Source organism: Miniimonas arenae, assembly GCF_006351005.1.
GTDB lineage: Bacteria > Actinomycetota > Actinomycetes > Actinomycetales > Beutenbergiaceae > Miniimonas > Miniimonas arenae.
In genome coordinates this window covers 1-1,767 of record NZ_VENP01000118.1, presented here as the reverse complement: position 1 = coordinate 1,767, position 1,767 = coordinate 1, and the positions used below count along the sequence as shown (strand labels likewise).

The window sequence follows — 1,767 nt, the reverse complement described above, 5'->3', positions numbered from 1 at the left end:
GTCCTGAGTTGGGTCATCTGCCTTAGTGCCTTGCGGGGTGTTGCAGGGCGGTGAGGGTGGCTTGGGTGTCGGGGTCGATCGCGGGTGGGAGTGTGGTGATGACGCCGTTGATCTCGATGGTTGCTGAGCGCAGGGGCTTGAGCTGACGCAGGAAGCGGCGGATCGAGAGCCCGGTGCGGTCCTGGATCGTGCGTGAGATCGCGAGGGCGGTGAACACGATCGTGAGGTGGGCCTCGATCGCGTCGCGGGTGCGCGCGAAGAGGGGCCGGGCTGCGAGGTCGGTCTTGGACATCCGGAAGGACTGCTCGACGTGCCACAGGTCGTGGTAGCTGCTGATGACCTCGCTGGCGGGCATGAGGTGCGCGGGGATGTTCGTGACGTAGCCCTTCAGCCCGACCAGGGCGCGGGCTCGGGTCAGGGATGCTTCGTCGAGCTCGTGGCTGCCGTTGCGGCTGGTCACGAACCGTGGTGTCCGGGCGGTCTTCTCCCCGGCGATCACGGCGCGGGCCTTGTTCTCCTGCAGGGTGAGGGTCTTGTTGTCCCTGACGGCCCGCTTGGTCGAGTAGGCCCAGACCGCTCGCCACGATCTCGCATGCACGGCCGGGTCCCAGACCGGTTCCGCCCGGGTGGCCGGGTCGCTCACCCGCGCGGCGGTGCCGCGCTGATCGCGGGGGGTGATGGTGTCGATGATCTGGGCGTCGGTGAACGCGTTGCCGTGCCAGCGGAAGTGCGCGGCGAGATCTTTCGGTGCCTTCGTGACTCGTGAGCCGACGATGAACCGCAGCCCTGCCTCCTCCAGCGCGGTGAGGTTGGAGGCCGAGAGCATGCCGGCGTCGGCCACGACAACCATGTCGGCGAGGGAGTGACGGTCGGCGAACTGCTTCACGATCGGCACGATCGTCAGGGTCTCGGCCTTGTTGCCCTCGAAGCAGCCGATCTCGAGCGGGAACCCGCGCCGGTCCACCAGCAGCCCGACGACGATCTGCGGGTCCACGCGGCGTTCCTTGGAGTAGCCGACCTTGCGCAGGTCGTCTTCCTTCTCGGCCTCGAAGTAGAGCGTCGTGACGTCGTAGAGCACCAGCGACACATCGCCGTGGGAGACGGCGTGGGTGAAGCATGCCGAGGCGATGACGTCCCGGTAGTCGCCGGTGTGAGCGCGGCGCAGGGCCCGTTTCCGGGTCGAGTGCGAGGCCGCTACCCGGCCCAGCTCGGCCAGGACCCGGTCCACGTCCAGCAGACTGGTGGGTTCCACGACCCGCGCGATCACGAGATCGCGGAAGACCTCATCCCCGACCGCGTCGAACCCCAGATCGGCGTAGACACCCGCGAGAGCCTCGTACAGGACCCCGGCGTTGGTCTTCAGGACGTGCGCGCGTCGCACCCACCGCCGCAGCTGTGGCCCCTGCCCGGGAATCAGCGCGTTCGCCGGCGCCGGGACCAGGACGGCTTTCGGGACTCTCGGGGTCAGCCCGAGATCGAACTCGCGCTGCGCGTCATCGAGCAGCAACTGCTGCGCCTGCGCCATGAGCAGCCCGAGCTCGGCCTCGTCCCGCGCCGAGCCGACATGCCGCACGATCCGTCGCCTGCCATTCACCGACTCCGCGATCTGTACCGCCGTCGATCCGGAGGCCGTACGCACCCGCCGGACCCACGCCACCCACCGATCCTACGACCGAATTAGTGCCTCAACCACGCACCCACCACGACCATCACCCCAGGTCACAGCCATGCAGCCCCCGCAAACTGACACGAGTGACCCAAGTCAGG

At 68.3% G+C, this 1,767-nt stretch carries 1 protein-coding gene; it reads right to left on the bottom strand.

Translation table 11 applies throughout. The annotated features are described in order from the left end of the window. Window positions 1-22: 22 nt before the first annotated feature. A complete protein-coding gene (locus tag FH969_RS14840) occupies window positions 23-1,657 on the bottom strand; it encodes an IS1634 family transposase (protein WP_108717738.1) in 1,635 nt (544 codons plus the stop codon). Window positions 1,658-1,767 lie beyond the last annotated feature (110 nt).